This window comes from Burkholderia sp. AU32262, from assembly GCF_020419985.1.
GTDB lineage: Bacteria > Pseudomonadota > Gammaproteobacteria > Burkholderiales > Burkholderiaceae > Burkholderia > Burkholderia semiarida.
In genome coordinates this window covers 80458-97481 of the sequence record NZ_JAIZRS010000005.1, presented here as the reverse complement: position 1 = coordinate 97481, position 17024 = coordinate 80458, and the positions used below count along the sequence as shown (strand labels likewise).

17 protein-coding genes are annotated in these 17024 nt (G+C 69.0%); 4 read left to right on the top strand and 13 right to left on the bottom strand.

Going from position 1 to position 17024, the window contains the following annotated elements:
• Nucleotides 1-266 precede the first annotated feature (266 nt).
• Entirely contained in the window at nt 267-1352 is a 1086-nt protein-coding gene (locus LGN10_RS07330) for a glycosyltransferase family 9 protein (RefSeq protein ID WP_226222510.1), read from the top strand.
• Nucleotides 1353-1503: 151 nt separating this feature from the next.
• Nucleotides 1504-2682 (top strand): glycosyltransferase family 9 protein, encoded by a 1179-nt coding sequence (locus tag LGN10_RS07325; RefSeq protein ID WP_226222509.1) that lies wholly within the window; start codon nt 1504-1506, stop codon nt 2680-2682.
• A gap of 127 nt (nt 2683-2809) precedes the next feature.
• Here LGN10_RS07325 and LGN10_RS07320 read toward each other — a convergent pair whose 3' ends face one another.
• The 3 genes from LGN10_RS07320 to LGN10_RS07310 all read right to left on the bottom strand — a co-directional run bounded on the left by LGN10_RS07320 (nt 2810) and on the right by LGN10_RS07310 (nt 5939).
• The gene (locus LGN10_RS07320; protein ID WP_226222507.1) at nt 2810-4090 is read right to left on the bottom strand and encodes an O-antigen ligase family protein; all 1281 of its coding nucleotides are present in this window, start codon (nt 4088-4090) and stop codon (nt 2810-2812) included.
• Nucleotides 4091-4223: 133 nt separating this feature from the next.
• Entirely contained in the window at nt 4224-5066 is an 843-nt protein-coding gene (locus LGN10_RS07315) for a glycosyltransferase family 2 protein (protein ID WP_226222505.1), read from the bottom strand.
• Between the two features lie 120 nt (nt 5067-5186).
• Entirely contained in the window at nt 5187-5939 is a 753-nt protein-coding gene (locus LGN10_RS07310) for a glycosyltransferase family 2 protein (protein WP_059646516.1), read from the bottom strand.
• Nucleotides 5940-6164: 225 nt separating this feature from the next.
• Between LGN10_RS07310 and msbA the strand changes: the two genes are divergently transcribed.
• On the top strand, nt 6165-7916 hold the full coding sequence (msbA, locus tag LGN10_RS07305) for a lipid A export permease/ATP-binding protein MsbA (RefSeq protein ID WP_059646519.1): 1752 nt from the start codon (nt 6165-6167) through the stop codon (nt 7914-7916).
• 94 nt (nt 7917-8010) lie between these two features.
• The gene (locus LGN10_RS07300; RefSeq protein ID WP_059646521.1) at nt 8011-8400 is read left to right on the top strand and encodes an RcnB family protein; all 390 of its coding nucleotides are present in this window, start codon (nt 8011-8013) and stop codon (nt 8398-8400) included.
• 80 nt (nt 8401-8480) lie between these two features.
• On the opposite strand, the gene LGN10_RS07295 is transcribed toward LGN10_RS07300, so the two are convergent.
• From LGN10_RS07295 to hemF, 10 genes are all read right to left on the bottom strand, one after another.
• The gene (locus LGN10_RS07295) at nt 8481-9047 is read right to left on the bottom strand and encodes an FUSC family protein (protein ID WP_059583684.1); all 567 of its coding nucleotides are present in this window, start codon (nt 9045-9047) and stop codon (nt 8481-8483) included.
• A 41-nt stretch (nt 9048-9088) separates the two neighbouring features.
• Nucleotides 9089-10348 (bottom strand): MFS transporter, encoded by a 1260-nt coding sequence (locus LGN10_RS07290; RefSeq protein ID WP_059583682.1) that lies wholly within the window; start codon nt 10346-10348, stop codon nt 9089-9091.
• Complete coding sequence (locus tag LGN10_RS07285; protein ID WP_226222503.1) at nt 10345-11307, bottom strand: PRC-barrel domain-containing protein; 963 nt, start codon at nt 11305-11307, stop codon at nt 10345-10347. The genes LGN10_RS07290 and LGN10_RS07285 overlap by 4 nt, the downstream gene beginning before the upstream one ends.
• A gap of 383 nt (nt 11308-11690) precedes the next feature.
• Nucleotides 11691-12026, bottom strand: coding sequence for a YggL family protein (locus LGN10_RS07280; RefSeq protein WP_059583676.1), 336 nt, complete (start codon nt 12024-12026; stop codon nt 11691-11693).
• 125 nt (nt 12027-12151) lie between these two features.
• Nucleotides 12152-13621 (bottom strand): ribonuclease G, encoded by a 1470-nt coding sequence (rng, locus tag LGN10_RS07275; RefSeq protein ID WP_059583675.1) that lies wholly within the window; start codon nt 13619-13621, stop codon nt 12152-12154.
• Nucleotides 13622-13629: 8 nt separating this feature from the next.
• Nucleotides 13630-14277 carry a Maf family protein gene (locus LGN10_RS07270; RefSeq protein ID WP_089465017.1) on the bottom strand — a complete coding sequence of 216 codons (648 nt, stop codon included), beginning with the start codon at nt 14275-14277 and terminating at the stop codon, nt 13630-13632.
• Nucleotides 14278-14328: 51 nt separating this feature from the next.
• Nucleotides 14329-14799 (bottom strand): 23S rRNA (pseudouridine(1915)-N(3))-methyltransferase RlmH, encoded by a 471-nt coding sequence (gene rlmH / locus LGN10_RS07265; protein ID WP_048249282.1) that lies wholly within the window; start codon nt 14797-14799, stop codon nt 14329-14331.
• Nucleotides 14800-14818: 19 nt separating this feature from the next.
• Nucleotides 14819-15262 carry a ribosome silencing factor gene (rsfS, locus tag LGN10_RS07260; RefSeq protein ID WP_089465016.1) on the bottom strand — a complete coding sequence of 148 codons (444 nt, stop codon included), beginning with the start codon at nt 15260-15262 and terminating at the stop codon, nt 14819-14821.
• A 4-nt stretch (nt 15263-15266) separates the two neighbouring features.
• Nucleotides 15267-16043: a nicotinate-nucleotide adenylyltransferase gene (locus tag LGN10_RS07255; RefSeq protein WP_373453012.1), complete on the bottom strand. Its 777-nt coding sequence runs from the start codon at nt 16041-16043 to the stop codon at nt 15267-15269.
• The gene (gene hemF / locus LGN10_RS07250; RefSeq protein WP_060312048.1) at nt 16009-16932 is read right to left on the bottom strand and encodes an oxygen-dependent coproporphyrinogen oxidase; all 924 of its coding nucleotides are present in this window, start codon (nt 16930-16932) and stop codon (nt 16009-16011) included. The genes LGN10_RS07255 and hemF overlap by 35 nt, the downstream gene beginning before the upstream one ends.
• Nucleotides 16933-17024: the final 92 nt, after the last annotated feature.

Here is a 17024-nt window from a genome sequence, read left to right as displayed (position 1 = left end):
CATCGCCATCGTGCGGTGCGGCGGGCCGTTTTGACGAGCGCGGGCAGGCGGGTCTTGGGCTGCCCATCCGGACGCTATACAATCCCGCGCTGACCGGATGAACTCGGCGCTGGCGCAGGTTTGCGCGGCGGCGAAGCCGGCAGCATGCGCGCAAACGGGGGCGAATTCGCGCGCCGTGCGGCAGTGCGCGACAGGGCCGCTCTGGGCAGGATGCCGGGGCAGGGCTCGTCGCGACGATAAAAACTGATTGTCACCACCACAAGACCATGGCCAATGGGAACCCGATGCAGCGGATCCTCGTGATCCGGATTGATTTTCTGGGCGACATGCTGTGCACGACGGCGTTTCTCCGCGCGCTGAAGGCGCGCTGGCCGGGCGCGGAGCTGCATGTGGTCGCGAACCGCTACAACGCGGCCGCGCTGGCCGGCAACCCGGACGTGCACGCCATCCACACCTACGTGTACAGCCGCCAGTGCGAGCGCAACGACCGTCCCGGACGGATGCGCGCATTCTTCGACCGGCTGCGCCTCGTGCGCCGTCTGCGCCGCTTGCGGTTCGACCTCGTGATCGTGCCGAACGGCGGCATGCACCGCAGCAGCATGCAGTTCGCGCGCCAGCTTCGCGCGAAGGATTGCCGCTGGCACGATGCCGAGACCGAATTCGACGATCGCAAGCCCGAGCATGTCGCGCAGCGGCCGATGTGCCACGAGGCGTTGTCGGGTTTTCGCCTGGTGCCCGAACTCGGCTGCGCCGATCTCGACCGTCTCGAGCTGTCGGTTCATCCCGACCGCGCGCTGCAGGAAGCGTGGCATCACCTGCTCGGCGCGCGCACGAAGCCGCGCGTCGGGCTGTTCGTATCAAACAAGGCGGTCGAGCGCCGCTGGCCCGCCGAGCGCTGGCGCGACCTCGGCGAGCGGCTCGCCCCCGTCGCGGATGTCATCGTGTTTCGCGATCCGGCCATCGGCCATGCTGCCGAAGGCGACCTGTGGCGCGACGTGAATGCACGGCATGTCGCGCCGGCGTCGGTCGCCGAGCTGGTCGCGGCCGCGAGCCTGCTCGATGCGATCGTCTCGGCCGACAGCGCGCCCGTCCACCTTGCGTCGGCGCTCGGCGTGCCGGTGGCCGCCCTGTTCGAGGACCGTCCCGAGAAATACCTGCGCTGGCATCCGCTCGGTGTGCCGCACGTGGTCCTGCGCGCGGGCCCGACCGTCGATGCGATCGGCGTCGATGCGGTCGAGCGCGCTGTGCGCCACCTGCTGCCGCAGGCGTGCCACCGCGACGAAGCGCCGGCCGGCACGGCGTGCGCGCGGCCGGCCGCGGCGGCGCCTGCGACCGTGACGATCGCTTCGTAGCGCCCGGCGGGCCGTACCAGCCGCACATACTGCGATGCCCGGCTGCGCAGGGACGTATCGCGGCAGCCTGCACGACCGGTGTGCGGCGCCGCGCCGGCTGCTGCAAAATCCTGTACATTGCCAGCCTTGTTCAGCCAGCCAGACGATTGCCGTGGCCCTGTTTTCTTCCGCCCGTCCGCCCAGAACCATCCTCGTCGCCGCGCCTCGCCGTATCGGCGACGTACTGTTGACGACACCGCTCGTACGGTCGCTGAAGGCCCGCTGGCCGGACGCGCAGATCGACATGCTGGTGTTTCGCGGCACCGAGGGCGTGCTGGAGCACAATCCGGACGTGCGGCGCGTGATCGTCGTCGCGCAGCGCGCGGGACTGGGCGAGCGGCTGCGCGACGCGCTGTCGATGTGGCGCCGCTACGATCTCGCGTGCGCGGCGCTGAGTTCCGACCGGCCGCGTTTCTATAGCTGGTTCGCCGGCCGCAAGCGAGTCGGTCTCGTCGATCCGGATCGCGTCACGTGGCTCACGCGGATGATGCTGCACGGAATCGCGATCAATCACCACGAATCCGCGCATACGGTCGTCAGTACGCTGGCGCTCGCGCCGGTGATCGGCATCGAGCCGGTGTCCGAGGTCGTCGCGCCCGGCATCGGCGACGATCCCGCGCGGCGCGCGCGTTTCGACGCGTGCCTCGCCGAGTCGCCGGCGATCCGCGCCGGCAAGCCACTGGTCGTGCTGCATCCGTATCCGATGTTCCGTTACAAGCAATGGCGGCTCGACGGTTGGGTCGAAATGATCGGCTGGCTGCGCGAGCAGGGCTTCGCGGTGGCGTTGTCGGGCGGCCCGGCCGACCGCGAGCGCGAATATGCGGAGCAGGTCGCGACCGAGGCGGGCGGTGACGTGCTGAACCTGGTCGGCCGCCTGACGTTCGGCGAGAGCGCGGAACTCGTGCGGCGCGCGCGGCTCTTCATCGGCCCCGACACCGGCGCGACCCACGTCGCGGCCGCGACGGGCACCGACACGATCGCACTGTTCGGGCCGTCCGACCCCGTGCGCTGGGGGCCGTGGCCGCAGCACTGGCCCGCGACCGAGAATCCGTGGGCGCTGCGCGGCTCCGGCCGGCATGGGAACGTGTGGCTGTTGCAGGGGGACGGGGATTGCGTGCCGTGCCGGCACGAAGGCTGCGAGCGTCATGTCGACAGCCGCAGCGACTGCCTCGCCCATCTCGGCGCGCAGCGCGTGAAGGCCGCGGCGGCCGAGATGCTCGGGCTGACTCCGCCGGGCCCGGCCGACATCGTCGTCGACACGTCACGGCTGCGCCGCACCGGAACCGACTGACGCGTGCCTTTTTTCGTTCGCGGAAGGGTTGTTTCGCGAAGCGCCACGCGGCGGGACTACATCGATGGCGGACATCCGCTGCCGCCGGCGCTGGTCGGCAGGGCAGCGGAACGTATGCCGGCGTGCGTTACACGCTGCGTCGGATCGCCGACGTTTCGCGCGGCAGCGCTTCGCTGCGTTCGCCGCAGCCGAGCAGAATGCCGGCCAGCAGCACGATCAGGTGCCCTTCGGCGAAATCCAGCAGCAGCGAATTCGCGAGACTGCCGATCGCGAAGATCGCGAGCCACGCGAGCAGCAGGTGCCGCGAGCGCGGATCGAGCGCACGGCTGCCGCGCGCGATCTGCACGATCAGGTTGACGAACAGCAGCAGGCCGAGCGTGCCGAGCTGCACGGCCATCAGCAGATATTCGTTGTGCGGATTCGACGTGAGCTGGCCTTCGGCGGCCGTCTTGCCGGCCGTGAGCTTCTCGAATTCGGATTCGAGGCCGCCCGCGCCGTAGCCGATCACCGGGCGCTGGCGATACAGTTCGAGCCCCTTCTTGTACCACTCGAGGCGCAGCCCGGTCGACGTGGCTGCATCGCTCTGCCGATATTGCTGCACTTCCGTCACGACCTTCGTCAGACGGCCGTTGTGAACCGTGCATGCAGCGACCACGAGCGCGACGCCCGCCAATACGAGCACGCCGGCGGCGAGCCCCGCGCGCAGCGCGGACTGCCGGCGCAGCAACAGCACGAAACGCACCGCGACGACGAGGATCAGCAACAGCGCGATGACCTGCCCGGTGCGCCCCTGCAGCATCACGAACACGTTGACGAGCGCCAATGCCGCGACGAACGCATAGGCGGCGCGCGACAGCGTCGTGCGGGCCGCCAGCGCGAGATCGGCCGCCTGGTAGAAGAGCAGTGCGCCGAACATGCCGGCGGCGATGTGGTTCTTGAACACCCACGCGCGCGACAGCGGCAACTGGGTCGCATACGCCGGCCCGATCGCGGTGAGCCCGAGATAGTTGGTCGTCGATAGCAGCAGGACCACGCACAGCGTGCCGAACCAGCAGCGCCGCACGATCGGCGCCCAGTTCGAATGACGGAACGCGAGCACGGCGAATGGCAGCAGCAGCAGCTTGTCGTACTTCGCGACCCAGTTCCACGCCTTGTTGTGCGGCGCGACCGTATAGGCGACGCTCGCGGCCAGCGCGGCCAGGATCAGCAACGCCGCGAGCGAAGCCGGATCGGTGACGAACGAGCGCAGGTCACGCCAGAATTCGGGGGAGATCACGAGCGCGGCGGCGAACAGCCCGCAGAACACGTTGGTCAGCGCGGTCGAGACGGGCACCATGCACAGCGCGGCGACGGCGAATGCACGGGCGGCGGTCAGGCGCCGCGTGGCGGGAGTGGAAAACGAAAGCATTGGAACCTGTCGTATGGACGAATGCGGCTCGCGGACATCGCGCCCCGCGCCGCCTATCCCGGCGAGCGATCCGGGACGAACGGCGCAGTATACGCGAAGCACGACAGGTTTCTGCGCAGTTTTCGGGGTCCGATCAGCTGAACGCGCGCTTGATTCGCGAGCGCAACAGCGCGCGCTTGAGGCGACCTTCCACGACCGGCGTATCGAGCGCGATCTGCGTGCCGACCGGTTCGCCGCGATGCAGGTAGTAGCGGTCGAACGTCGCCTGGGTCATGCCCCATTTGTTCAGAAACTGGCGACGGCCGTCGTTCTTGACGATCTTTCCGGTGCTCTTTTGCTGGAAGTGGTACACGAGGCTGTCGCCGACGCCGACGAAGATCCGGCAGCCGGCATCCCAGAATTTCATCGAGAAGTCGTTGTCGCTGCTCATGCCCGGCGACAACTCGCTGCTGTAGCCGCCGATGCGGTTCCACCAGTCGCGGTGCACGAGCGTCGGCGGCCACGTCGAGCCGAGCCAGTCCGCGCGCGCGAGCTTCGGCGTCGCGGCGATCAGGGCGGCGGCGTCGAACTGTTCGGCGTCGCGGCCGAAATTGCTGACGACGACGCACGGGTTGCGCGTGTCGACCGGCTCGATCATCGTGCCCGACAGCATGAACAGGTCGGTCGGCATCCGTTCGATGCGGCGCACGAGCGCCGTATCCCAGCCCGGGCAGCAGAACATGTCGTCGTTCATGTAGACGACGTAGTCGCGCGTGGCGCGCGCGGCGGCCAGGTTGACCGCATGGCAGATGCCGATGTTGGCCGGCGACGCGGTGTGCTCGATCCCTTCGTTGCGCACCCAGTCGAGCGTGCCGTCCGAGCCGTCGTTCACGTGCACGATGATCTGATGGTCGTACGCGGAGTGGCGACGCAGGCTGTCGACGACGAGCTTGAGGTACGGCAGGTTGTTCCAGGTCGGGATGATGATGGAGAACATGGCGGTCGGATTCGGTGGTCGTCGTGGCGCGCGGCGCGTGGCGCAGCCGCTCGGGCGGACACGCGCGGTGCGCGCGGCCCGGCATTGTAACGCCGGGCCGGCCGCGTGCCGGGTGCTTGCCTAGCGTGCCGGTTCGTGACCGAGCTTCAGGAAGCGGTAATACACGGTTTCAGCGTTGAACACGGCGATCATGAAGCCCGCGCGGCCGTCGAGGAAGCCGCGCCGCAGCACGTAGGTGCGCACGAACGCCCACGCGCCGCGGCCGAGCGCCTTGCCGAAGCCGCCGCGCTGGCCAGCCGCGCGGCGCTGGCGCGCGCCGGCCGTCGAATACGCGTCGAGCTTGCGCACGACCGTTTCGAAATCCTCGTACGAGTAGTGCATCAGCTTGCCGGCCAGGCGCTGTGCGGCGGTATCGAATACGAGGCGCTCGTGCACGAGATCGTCCGAGAACCGCGCGGCGCCGCGCCGGAACAGCCGCGGCACCCAGTCCGGATACCAGCCGCTGTGATGGATCCACTGGCCGCAGAAGCTGGACAGCCGGTCGAGCGCATAGACCTGCGCGGCCGGGGCGCGGATTGCGTCGCGGATCGATCGCGCGAGTTCCGGTGTGACGATTTCGTCGGTATCGAGCGACAGGATCCAGTCGGTGTCGAGCGCGTCGACCGCACGATTCTTCTGCGGGCCGAAGCCCGGCCAGTCGCGCTCGACGATCACGCGCGCGCCGTGCGCTTGCGCGATCGCGACGGTATCGTCGGTGCTGCCGCCGTCGATCACGACGACGTCGTCGGCGAACGACAGCGCATCGAGGCACTGCGCGAGCCGCGCGGATGCGTTGAGGGCGATGAGGGCGACGCCGAGGGTGGGTTCTGCCATGAAATCGTCGAAAAGGCGGAGAAAACGGTGAGCGGCAGTATACCCGCGCGCCGGCCGGCGGCCGCTGCGGCCACGGCCGTGCCGGCGGGGGGCGGTACGGCTATAATGTTGGGCCTTTTTCGGCACCCGCCGGACGGGGGCGAATCCCGGGCAGCCACGCTCCGGGCGCCGCGTCGCGGCTCAAGAAGGATTGCCTTGGAAACCCAGAACACTCTTCGCAAACCGATGGACGGCACCGGTACGTCGCCGATCACGGTTCTCAAACGCCTGTGGCCGTACATCCGGCCGCTCATCGGCATCGTGGTGCTCGCCGTGATGACGATGGGCGTCGTCGCGGCTACCGAGGCCGGGATTCCGGCGCTGCTCAAGCCGCTGCTCGACCACGGCTTCGGCGCGCACGGCAGCGATCGCGCGAAATGGTACGTGCCGATCGCGGTGATCGGCCTCGCGCTCGTGCGCGGCGTGTCGCAGTACACGTCCAACTACCTGCTCAACTACGTATCGAACCGCATCCTGCTGCAACTGCGGCTCGAGATGTTCCAGCGGATGATCCATACCGGCGCGTCGTTCTTCCAGCGCGAAACCGCGAGCACGGTGATCAACGCGATCGTGTTCGAGGTCAACCAGATCCTGTCGGTGCTGACGGGCGTGATGGTCACGCTCGTGCGCGATTCGCTGACGGTGATCTTCCTGCTCGGCTACCTGTTCTACCTGAACTGGCGGCTCACGCTGATCGTCGCGGTGATCCTGCCGGGCATCGGCTGGCTCGTCAGCAAGATCAATCGCCGGCTGCGTCGCCTGAACCGCGAACACCAGACGCTCACCAACGAACTGTCGTACATCGTCGAGGAGACGGTCGGCGGCTACAAGGTCGTCAAGGTGCACAACGGCGAAGCGTACGAGATGGACCGCTTCACGACGATGAGCAAGCGCCTGCGCGGCTACGCGATGCGCATGACGATCTCGGGCGGCCTCGCGCAGCCGCTCACGCAGTTTCTCGCGTCGATCGCGCTCGCGGTCGTGATCACGATCGCGGTCGTGCAGTCGTCGAACGACCAGACGACGGTCGGCGGGTTCGTCGCGTTCGTCACGTCGATGCTGCTCGTGATCTCGCCGCTCAAGCACCTGATCGACGTCAACCAGCCGCTGCAGCGAGGGATGACGGCCGCCGAGCTGATCTTCGGGCTGATCGACGAGCCGGCCGAGCCGCAGGGCGGCGGGCGGCCGCTGTCGCAGGCGCGCGGCGAGATCGAGTTCCGCGCCGTGTCGTTCGACTACGGCGCGGCCGAGCGGCCGACGCTCGACCGCATCTCGTTCAAGGTCGCGCCGGGCGAAATGATCGCGCTGGCCGGCCCGTCCGGCAGCGGCAAGACGACGCTCGTGAACCTGCTGCCGCGCTTCTTCGACCCGACGGACGGCACGATCCTGGTCGACGGCGTGTCGGTATCCGACTACGACCTCCACGCACTGCGCAGCCAGATGGCGATGGTCAGCCAGGACGTCGTGCTGTTCAACGACACGATCGCCGCGAACGTCGCCTACGGGCAGACGCCCGACCGTGCGCGCGTGCAGGCCGCGCTCGAGGCCGCGAACCTCGCCGACGCGGTCGCCGCGATGCCCGACGGGCTCGACACGCTGGTCGGCGGCAACGGGATGCGGCTGTCCGGCGGCCAGCGCCAGCGGCTCGCGATTGCGCGCGCGATCTACAAGGACGCGCCGATCCTGATCCTCGACGAAGCGACGTCGGCGCTCGATTCCGAGTCGGAGCGCCACGTGCAGGCCGCGCTCGAACGGCTGATGGAAGGTCGTACGACGCTGGTGATCGCGCACCGGCTGTCGACGATCGAGCGCGCGGACCGCATCCTCGTGCTCGAGGCCGGCAAGATCGTCGAAGAGGGCAGCCATGACGAACTGCTGCGCCACGGCGGCCTCTACGCGCACCTGCACCGGATCCAGTACCAGCAGCAGGCGGCGTGACCCAAGGTCATGCGGCCACGCGATGCCGTGTGCTATCTTCATCGGGCAGTCCTGGTCGTTTCTTGTTCGACGTGACACCACGGAGGGAAGGACAATGAAGAGGATGCACGGCATGATGCTGGCCGCACTGATCGCGGCGGGCTGCGCCGCGACGGCGGCGATGGCGCAGGATCACGGTAACCACGGCAATCGCGATGACCGCGGCGGCCCCGGCATGCATCGCGGGCATGGCCCGAAACACGTGCCGCCCGGCCACGCGATGCATCGCGACGACGTACCGCCGCGCTGGGCCGACGGGCCGCGCCGCGACTGGCACAAGGGCGACCGGCTGCCGGACGAATTCCGCGATCGTCAGTACGTGGTCGACGACTGGCGCGGCTACCACCTGAGCGCGCCGCCGCGCGGCTATCACTGGGTCGGCGTCGGCGGCGACTACCTGCTCGTGCAGATCGGCTCGGGCATCGTGCTGCGGGTCGGTCCGTAACCACCCGGCCCGTCACCCGTCGCTGTCACGCAGCGTTCCGATCGTTCATCCGGCTGCCGGGCGCGTCGCCCGGCGCCGCATCACCTGGCCGCCGCGCGGCCGAACCAGCGCCGCTCGATTCTCGACATCACCCAGCACACGCCGAGCGCGCACACCGTGCCGAGCGTCACTTCGCCGAGCCGGATCAGCGGAACGTCCCACAGCGGGCCGTTGCCCGGGAACAGCAGCACGATCGTCGCGGTCACGCCGCCGAGCCGTGCCGCGCTGCCGATGTTCAGGCACCAGCAGCAGACGATCACGACCGCGACCGTGATCGCGTACGCGACGAGGCGATCGCCGCCCAGCGCCGCACCGGCGAAACCGAGTACGCCGCCGACCATCGCGCCGATGAACTGGTCGCGCGACAGCGACATCGTGTCCGAGTAGTTGTGCTGCGTGACCGCGATCGCGGTGATCGCCGCCCATACGGCCTGCTCGGTATGCATCGCGCGGCCGATCGCATACGCAAGGCACGCGCCGCACACCGCCTGCAGCGCCATCAGTCCGCCTTGCGCGAGCCGCTCGCTGAATGACAGCCCCTTGAACAGATCGAAGATCGACTGCTGGATCTGCTGACGGGCTTCGTTGAGTGTCCTGATCGTATCCATCGTGCGTCGGTCAAGAAGCGGGTAGCGGCGGTGCGCCGCCGTCAATGCGCCTGTTCGGGCGACGCGGCCGCCGGTTCGTCGGCCGTCGCGTCGCCGTTCCCGACGCGCGTTTCGGGCATCACGAGCCACACCAGCAGCACCGCGAGCGCGCCGGCGGCCGCGAGCCCGAAGAAGCTGACCGCGTTGCCGAAGTGATCGGCGACGTAGCCGGCCACCGCGGTGCTGAGCGTCGCGCCGATCCCGGCCGCGAGCCCGAACAGCCCGATACACAGGTTGTAGCGGCCCTTGCCGCCCGCGACGTCGGCCGCGATCAGCGGCAGCATCACGCCGAACACGGCCGCGCTGATGCCGTCGAGCATCTGCACCGGCACGAGCAGGTACGGACTGCTGACGCCGGCGAACAGCAGCGCGCGCACCGGCAGCGCGGAGAAGCCGAGCAGCAGGATCGGCCGGCGCCCCCAGCGCTGCGCGGAGCGGCCGACCCATGGCGACAGCATCGCGACGATCGCCTGCGGCACGATGATGCACGCGGCGATCACGAGCTGCACGTTCTCGCCCATCCCGGCCGTGACTTCGCCGGCCGCGAGGTTCAGCATCGCGGCGTTCGACAGATGGAACAGCACGACGCAGGCCGCGAAGATCAGCATCCGGCGATCGCGCAGCAGTTCGAGCAGCGTTTCGCGCTCGCCGGCTTCGTCGACGTCGTCAGGCTTCGACGACTGCGGAATCACCTGGTGCGTCGGCTGGATCATCGCGAGCGCGAACAGCGCGGGCAGCGCCAGCACGGCGGTCAGCCAGAACACCGCGCGCGCGGAGAAGTATTCGCCGGTCAGCCCCATCAGGCCGGCCGCGACCGCGCTGCCGATCGACGCCCAGCGCGCGTTGCGGCCGAGCCGGTCGCCGAGGTCGGCGCGGCCGACGAGCGAGAACGAGATCGCCGCCATCGCCGGCACCAGCATGCAGCTGGCAAAACCGTGGAACACCTCGGCGGCGATCACCGGCACGATCGTCGGGCTCGACGCGAGCAGCACCGCGGACAGGATGATGGCCGCGATCGCCCACGCGGCCGCGCCTTTCTTGTTTTTCAGCGCATCGACGGCGGCGCCGCCCGGCACCTGGCTGACCATCGCGCTGATCGTGCCGATCGACAGCACCATGCCGATCTCGCCCTGCGTCCACTTGTGCGACGCGAGGTAGGACGCGATGAACGGACCGAACCCGGTTTGAACGTTTGCAACGAAAAAGTTGAGCCAGTCGAGGGCCCGGAGACTGCGAACGCTGACGGAATGCTTGATCGTCATCGGGTGGCACTCGCAGACGAAGCCGGCGCCGCCGGGGCAACGGGCGGGAAGACGGCGACGATCGGTCTGTCGGCCGCGTACGGCGGCGACGCCTTGATCTGCGCGTCGTTCAGGTCGAGTTGCGCGCGCAGCGCCTTGTCGCGCGTGACGAAGCGCAGCGCGCCCCAGCTCGCGGCGATCGAACGCCGGTCGGTATTGACGAGCCCGCCGAGGTCGAGCACGACGGCCTGCGGCTGGGCGCCGCGGTCGATCAGCACGTCGACGATCCGGCCGATCTTCGTGCCGTTCGGGCGCTCGACGTCGCTGTCGAGCATCGGCAGGCGCGTCGCCGGCGACGCCGCGGCCGAGCCGGACAGCGGCACGGCCTTCGGCCGCGCGGCCGGCGGCAGGTCGCCCGACGGTACGTCGAGCACGATCGGCTCCTGCTTGCCGCCCGGCGTGAAGCGGAACACGTTCCACGGGAAGATGACCTTGCGGTCGCCGATGCCCATGAAGCCCTGCAGATTGACGATCATCTCGCGCGGCTTGCCGCTCGCGTCGACCACCATGTCGACCGCGCGGCCGACCACCTTGCCGTTGCGGCGCGCGACCTCGCTGTCGAGCAGCGCATGGATCTGGGTACGGTCGAGCGGGCGCGTCGCGACGATCGGCGGGGGCGGCGGCGGCGGGGTCGGCGATTCGGGGCGCTGCACGGGCTTCGGCCGAGCGACCTCGCGGTGCGGCTTCTTCGGCGCTTCCGGCGCCTCCGGTTGCGTCGGCGCGGGCACGGGCGGCATCGTCAGCGGCTCGCCGGCTGTCTCCTCGACCGGCTCGACGAGCGCCTCGCTGATCGGTGCGGGCGGGTTCTGGACCGGCAGCAGTCCGCAGCCGGACAGCAGCGCGGCGGCGGCGAGAATCAGGAAGACCGTCGACGACGGCAACGACTTGCGGGATGCGGGAAACGGGAGTCCGCCGCTCATTGACACTCACTCCATGGGTCGGGGGCGGCCCGAGGGCACGCGGCTGGCGATGGATGGCGGGTGCGGGCGGCGCACCACGCGAGGTGAGAGTTTAACGTGTCTTGCTTTCAGGACCGATTTCGATGGCGGGTTGCAGGCCGGCCGTCGGGAAAAGGAAGGGATCGAAGGCCGGCCGGCGGTCCGGCGGCGGCGCCGGATCGTCGACAACGACGCGGGCGCCGCCGGTGCGTCGGCTCGGCGAGCCGAGCCGACGCCCGCGGACAGCGACTTCAGCGTCGCAACGCCCGCCGCGATCATGACCATTCGGAAAAGCGACGCCAGCGTGGCCGGCCGTCGTGGCGGGACGGCGCGAGCGCCGTCTTAAGCCGCGTGAAATCCCGAAATCAGGCGTCCGGATACCACGCGTCTGTGAATTCGCTGACCTTGACGTCGGTCAGTTCCGGGCGGGCGGCCAGCCACCCGCGCACGCGTTCGCGGTCGGCGTCGGTCGTCGTGCCGCGCGGCGCGCCGGAGATCACGTACGCGCCGATGCCTTCGTCCGCGGACGCGACGGTCAGCAGTCCGTTCGCTTCGACGAAGTCGATGAACGCATCGATCAACTGGCCGCGCTCGAGGTCGGTCATGTCGTTGCGGTAATGCGCGGTGGCGTTGAACGCGAGTTCCTGGAATTCGCCGATGTGGAGTTTCTTGCGCTGGCGGCGGTTGTGGCCTTGGCTCATGGTGTGTGGTGAATGCGAAAAGGGTCAATGAAAGGGCGGCGGCGGGGCCGGCGCGGCATGCGCGAACAGCCCGGACGCCGCATCGGGGCACCGCCCGGCAATGCTGGCGGCGGATGGGCGAAAGGTTACATCAGCACGATGTCGTACTGCTCCTGGCTCAGATTCGACTCGACCTGCAGCGACACCGGCTTGCCGATGAAATCGATCAGCATCGCCAGATGCTGCGACTCCTCGTCGAGGAACAGGTCGATCACCTGCTGCGCGGCGATCACGCGGAACTCGCGCGGGTTGAACTGCCGCGATTCGCGCAGGATCTCGCGCAGGATGTCGTAGCACACGGTGCGCGACGTCTTCACCTGGCCCTTGCCCTGGCAGGTCGGGCACGGTTCGCACAGCACGTGCGCGAGCGATTCGCGCGTGCGCTTGCGCGTCATCTCGACGAGCCCGAGCTGCGAGAAGCCGTTGACCGTCACGCGGGTGCGGTCGCGCGACAGCGCCTTCTTCAGCTCGGACAGCACCGCGTCGCGATGCTCGGCGTTCTCCATGTCGATGAAGTCGATGATGATGATGCCGCCGAGGTTGCGCAGCCGCAGTTGCCGCGCGATCGTGTGCGCGGCCTCGAGGTTGGTCTTGAAGATCGTGTCGTCGAAGTTGCGCGCGCCGACGTAGCCGCCCGTGTTCACGTCGATCGTCGTCATCGCCTCCGTCTGGTCGATCATCAGGTAACCGCCCGACTTCAGGTCGACGCGGCGCGACAGCGCGCGCTGGATCTCCGTCTCGATGTTGTACAGGTCGAACAGCGGCCGCTCGCCCGTGTAGTGATGCAGCTTCGGGCTCACGGCTGGCGTGAACTCGCCCGCGAATTCCGCGAGACGCGTGTACGTCTCGCGCGAATCGACCTGGATGCGCGTCGTGTCGTCGTTCGCGAAATCGCGCAGCACGCGCTGCGCGAGATCGAGATCCTGGTACAGCAGGCTCGTCGCCGGCAGCCGCTGCGCTTGCGCGACGATCGTCGCCCACGTCTTGCGCAGGTACGTGACGTCGCCGGCCAGCTCCTCGGAGGTCGCATCCTCGGCGATCGTGCGCACGATGTAGCCGCCTTTCTCGTCCGGCGGGATCACGGCCGTCAGGCGCGCGCGTACGGCCTCGCGCTCGGCCTCGCTCTCGATCTTCTGCGAGATCCCGATGTGCGGTTCCTGTGGCAGATACACGAGCGTGCGGCCCGCGATGCTGACTTGCGTCGACAGCCGCGCGCCCTTCGTGCCGATCGGATCCTTGATCACCTGGACCATCAGTGTCTGGCCTTCGAACACGATCTTCTCGATCGGCTGGTGCGGCGCGCCCGACTGCGGCTCGCCGGCGAGGCGCGGATGCCAGATGTCGGCGACGTGCAGGAACGCCGCGCGCTCGAGGCCGATGTCGATGAACGCCGACTGCATGCCGGGCAGCACGCGCACGACCTTGCCCAGATAGATGTTGCCGACCCGCCCGCGCGACAGCGTGCGCTCGACGTGAAGCTCCTGCACCGCGCCTTGCTGGACGAGTGCGACCCGCGTTTCCTGGGGCGTGAGGTTGATCAGGATTTCTTCGTTCATGGTGGGATTCAGAAGGCGAGGCGCGCGGTGCGCAGCAACGCGGCAGTCTCAAAAAGGGGCAGACCCATGATACCCGAATGGGAACCGTCGATTCGCTCGATGAATTCAGCGGCGCGCCCCTGGATCGCATACGCGCCCGCCTTGCCGAACGGCTCGCCGGTTTCGACGTAGCGCGCGAAGGCGTCGCGCGGGGCAGCCGCAAAGCGCACCGACGAGCGCGACAGCGCGGGCTGCAGCAGTTCGCCGTCGGCGCCGATCACGGCAACCGCGGTGAGCACCTCGTGTTCGCGGCCCGCGAGGCGGGTCAGCATCGCGAGCGCATCGTCGGCGTCGGCCGGCTTGCCGAGGATCGCGCCGTCGATCGTCACGGTGGTGTCGGCGACGAGCACCGGCGCGGCCGGCTTGCCGCTCGCGACGAGGCGCGCCCGCGCGGCCTCGGCCTTCGCGACGGTCACGCGCCGCACGTAAGCGTCGGCGGCTTCGCCGGGAAGCTCGGCTTCGAGCGCCTCGGCGTCCTCGTCGGGGCGCGGCAGCAGCAGCTCGAAGCGTACGCCGATCTGCCGCAGCAGCTCCTGGCGGCGCGGGCTTTGCGAAGCGAGGTAGAGCGTCTGGAAAAGCGGGGTCGGGGAAAGTGCGGGGGGCGTGCTGGACGGCATGGTGTCGTTATCTCGTTGAGCGCGCGCGGCGCGCGTCTCGAGGACGGCACGTCATGCGCGGTGGTAGGGGTGATTCTGCGTGATGCTCCACGCCCGGTAAAGCTGTTCGGCGAGCAGCACGCGCACCATGCCGTGCGGCAGCGTCATGCTCGAGATGCGCAGCAGCACGTCGGCGCGCGCTTTCAGCTCCGGATCGAGCCCGTCGGCGCCGCCGATCACGAACGCGACGTCGCGGCCGTCCTGCTGCCAGCCGGGCAGCGCCTGCGCGAGCTGCATCGTGGTCCAGTCGCGGCCGCGCTCGTCGAGCGCGACGAGCCGCGCGCCCTTCGGCAGCGCGGCCTCGATCTTCTGCCGTTCGGCCGCCATCACGCTGTCGGCGCTGCGGCCGCCCGAACGCAGTTCAGGCTTGATTTCGCGCAACTCGATGCGCAGCTCGGGCGGCATCCGCTTCGTGTATTCGTCGAAGCCGGATGCGATCCAGCCCGGCATCTTGTGGCCGACCGCGAGGATGAAAAGCTTCATCGGGGAGACGCGCCGCGACTCAGCGGCGGCGGGCGGCCGTCTTGCGCGCCGGGCGGGCGGACGCTTCTTCCTCTTCCTCGTCGTCTTCGCTCGCCGTCGCGAAGCCGTTGCCCTTGCCGCCGCCGAGCTTCATCCGCACGGGCTTGTCGCCCCAGATTTCCTCGAGGTTGTAGTACTGGCGCAGCGCCGGTTGCAGGATGTGCACGACCGCGTCGCCGCAGTCGACCAGCACCCATTCGCCGGTGTCCTCGCCTTCGGAGCTGACGACGTCGCCGCCGGCTTCCTTGACCTTGTCACGCACGTTCGACGCGAGGGCCTTGGTCTGGCGGTTGGAAGTGCCCGAGGCGACGACCACGCGGTCGAACAGTTCGGTCAGGTGGCTGGTGTTGAACACCTTGATGTCTTGCGCCTTGACGTCTTCGAGGGCGTCGACGATCACGCGCTGCAGTTTGCGAATATCCATGGGTTCAGGAATGGTAGAGGCGATGTTGAAGAATATAGGCCCATACGGCGGCCGGCACATGTTCGGCCGACGCGTCGGGCATTTGCGCATGGCGTGCGATGCATTCGCGCAGGTGCGCGCGGATGTCGGTCGCGGCGATGTCGAACGAAAGGGTCGTATCGATCAGCAGGCGGCCTGCCGGCGTCGCCTTCAGCACGTCGGCGCCGGCCTGCCGCGCGGCGATTTCCCGCGCGACGTCCGGCGGCGCCGCGCCGAGCTCGAAGCCCGGGCGCGTCGACACGCCGATGTGCGCGTAGTCGAACAGCGTGCGCCAGTCGCGCCACGTATCGAGGCGCACGAGCTGGTCGGCGCCGATCAGCAGCGACAGCGACGCATCCGGGCCGATCCGCTCGCGCCAGCGCGCGAGCGTCTCGACGGTGTAGGTCGGGCCGGTGTGCTCGATCTCGTCGGTGGCGACGGTCACGGTCACGCCCGGCACGGACAGCGTGCCGGCGGCCGCACGCGTCATCGCGAGCCGGTGCTCGGCGGCCGACACGTCGCGTTTCTGGTACGGCTGTCCGGCGGGCAGCAACACGAGCTCGGTCAGGTCGAGCAGTTCGGCGAACCGGCGCGCGAGTGCGAGATGGCCGTCGTGGATCGGGTCGAAGGTGCCGCCCAGCAAGCCGATACGGCGCGGCAGCGGGGCGGGGCGGGTGGTGGTGTCCAGAGAAACGCGTCCTTTCGTTGGGGCAGCGGGGCGGGCGGGTTCAGACCCAGTCGCGCGGCACGAGGAAGTCGCTATACAGGCGCGCTTCCGGCGAGCCCGGCTCGGGCTGCCAGTTGTAGCGCCAGTTCGCGACCGGCGGCATCGACATCAGGATCGACTCGGTCCGGCCGCCGCTTTGCAGCCCGAACAGCGTGCCGCGGTCGAACACGAGGTTGAATTCGACGTAGCGGCCGCGCCGGTAGGCCTGGAAGTCGCGCTCGCGCTCGCCGTACGGCAACTCGGCGCGGCGCTCGACGATCGGCAGGTACGCGTGCAGGAACGCATCGCCGACGCTTTGCATCAGGTCAAACGAGCGTTCGAAACCGGGCTCCGAGAAATCGTCGAAGAAGATCCCGCCGATGCCGCGCGTTTCGTTGCGGTGCTTCAGGAAGAAATATTCGTCGCACCATTGCTTGAAGCGCGGGTAGAGCTCGAGGCCGAACGGGTCGAGCGCATCCTTGCAGGTCTGGTGGAAATGCCGCGCATCGTCCTCGAAACCGTAAACCGGTGTCAGATCCATGCCGCCGCCGAACCAGAACACGGGCGCCTCGCCCGGTTTCGTCGCGATCAGCATCCGCACGTTCATGTGCACGGTCGGGCAGTACGGATTGCGCGGGTGCAGCACGAGCGACACGCCGAGCGCCTCGAAGCCGCGGCCCGCGAGCTGCGGGCGCGCCGCGCTCGCCGACGGCGGCAGCGCGTCGCCCGCGACGTCGGAAAAGCCGATTCCCGCGCGTTCGAACACGCGGCCGCCTTCGAGAATCCGCGTGCAGCCGCCGCCGCGCAGGCGTTCGGCCGGCCCGCGCTGCCACGTGTCGGTCGCGAGCGGCGTGCCGTCGAGCGCGCCGAGCGCGTCGGCGATCCGTGTCTGCAGGCCCTGGAGGTACGTGCGCACGCGCGCCACGTCGTAGGTCGAATCGGTCATGTCTGGACTGGCTGCCCCCGCCTGACGCGGGGGCCGTAAAAAAAGCGTCTGCCGGGCATTCTATCGAACCCCGGCAGAGGGGCCGCCGCCGC

Bases quoted from the DNA above. Each gene is read 5' to 3' on its own strand.
- LGN10_RS07280 (WP_059583676.1), bottom strand. From the start codon at position 12,026: ATGAGCCAAGGCCACAACCGCCGCCAGCGCAAGAAACTCCACATCGGC.
- LGN10_RS07295 (WP_059583684.1), bottom strand. From the start codon at position 9,047: ATGGATACGATCAGGACACTCAACGAAGCCCGTCAGCAGATCCAGCAG.
- LGN10_RS07270 (WP_089465017.1), bottom strand. From the start codon at position 14,277: ATGCCGTCCAGCACGCCCCCCGCACTTTCCCCGACCCCGCTTTTCCAG.
- hemF (WP_060312048.1), bottom strand. From the start codon at position 16,932: ATGACCGATTCGACCTACGACGTGGCGCGCGTGCGCACGTACCTCCAG.
- LGN10_RS07320 (WP_226222507.1), bottom strand. From the start codon at position 4,090: ATGCTTTCGTTTTCCACTCCCGCCACGCGGCGCCTGACCGCCGCCCGT.
- LGN10_RS07285 (WP_226222503.1), bottom strand. From the start codon at position 11,307: ATGAGCGGCGGACTCCCGTTTCCCGCATCCCGCAAGTCGTTGCCGTCG.
- LGN10_RS07300 (WP_059646521.1), top strand. From the start codon at position 8,011: ATGAAGAGGATGCACGGCATGATGCTGGCCGCACTGATCGCGGCGGGC.
- LGN10_RS07315 (WP_226222505.1), bottom strand. From the start codon at position 5,066: ATGTTCTCCATCATCATCCCGACCTGGAACAACCTGCCGTACCTCAAG.
- LGN10_RS07290 (WP_059583682.1), bottom strand. From the start codon at position 10,348: ATGACGATCAAGCATTCCGTCAGCGTTCGCAGTCTCCGGGCCCTCGAC.
- rng (WP_059583675.1), bottom strand. From the start codon at position 13,621: ATGAACGAAGAAATCCTGATCAACCTCACGCCCCAGGAAACGCGGGTC.
- rsfS (WP_089465016.1), bottom strand. From the start codon at position 15,262: ATGGATATTCGCAAACTGCAGCGCGTGATCGTCGACGCCCTCGAAGAC.
- rlmH (WP_048249282.1), bottom strand. From the start codon at position 14,799: ATGAAGCTTTTCATCCTCGCGGTCGGCCACAAGATGCCGGGCTGGATC.
- LGN10_RS07310 (WP_059646516.1), bottom strand. From the start codon at position 5,939: ATGGCAGAACCCACCCTCGGCGTCGCCCTCATCGCCCTCAACGCATCC.
- msbA (WP_059646519.1), top strand. From the start codon at position 6,165: ATGGACGGCACCGGTACGTCGCCGATCACGGTTCTCAAACGCCTGTGG.
- LGN10_RS07330 (WP_226222510.1), top strand. From the start codon at position 267: ATGGCCAATGGGAACCCGATGCAGCGGATCCTCGTGATCCGGATTGAT.